Here is a 1,083-nt window from a genome sequence, read left to right on the forward strand (position 1 = left end):
AAAAACTCAACGAGAAAACATCCTAGACAAAATTCAAACTATGTTTAATAAAGGGGGAGAAAAATTGAAATTTGATGTTGTTATTGGTAATCCTCCCTATCAAGAAATGGACGGCGGCGCTCAAGCAAGTGCAGGACCAATTTATCAAAACTTTGTTCGTGCAGCTAAAGCAATGAATCCTAAATATATTTCAATGATTATGCCTAGTCGTTGGTATGTAGGTGGAAAAGGGCTTGATGATTTCCGTGAAGAAATGCTAAACGATCTGCACTTACGTGAACTGCATGATTGGCTTACACCTGAAGATATTTTTCCAAATACCAACATTCGTGGTGGTGTATGTTATTTTTTATGGGATGCAAATTATGATAACTCACGTAATTTGACTCGTGTTATTACACACGAAAAAAATAAAATTATTGCCGATTTAATGCGTCCAATGAAAGTAAACGGTTTAGAAATTTTTGTACGTGATTCAAACGCTATTTCCATCCTTGAAAAAATAGATGATGTAGAACAGAATAATGAACGGCTTATTACCCATGTCTCACCGTCACGACCATTCGGACTACGTGGTTTCTTTGTAAAAGATGATAAGTTCCACCAAAGTCCAAATGATTTAACACGCCCTGTAAAGTGTTATGGTAGAGGTGTTGTTGGATACGTAGAATATTCTGATATACCTACTAGAACAGAGTGGGTTAATAAATGGAAAGTTATTGCACCTAAGTCTAATAATATTGGCACTGAATTGAATGATGATAATTTCAATACCATAATCGCTGCACCTAATACTATATGTACTGAGACTTACCTTGTTTTTGGTGCCGAGTTAGATTTAGATGAACAATCTGCTCAGAACCTTTCCAAATACTTACAAACAAAGTTCTCAAGATATCTTCATAGCCTAGCAAAAGGCAGTCAAGATGCTGCATCAAAAACATATCGATTTATTCCTTTACAAAATTTTAAATCGAGTTCAGATATTAATTGGAGACTCCCGGTTGATAAAATTGATCAACAGTTGTACAACAAGTATGAGTTTTCATCAGATGAAATTAACTATATTGAAAATAAAATTAA

1 protein-coding gene is annotated in these 1,083 nt (G+C 34.4%); it reads left to right on the forward strand.

The window, feature by feature from the left end; all coding sequences use genetic code 11:
• Positions 1–64 precede the first annotated feature (64 nt).
• The coding region (locus tag QI30_RS19300) for an Eco57I restriction-modification methylase domain-containing protein (protein WP_233600647.1) at positions 65–1,083 on the forward strand (1,019 nt) is incomplete at its 3' end.

The sequence above is a fragment of the Candidatus Kurthia intestinigallinarum genome (assembly GCF_003991225.1).
Lineage (GTDB): Bacteria > Bacillota > Bacilli > Bacillales_A > Planococcaceae > Kurthia > Kurthia populi.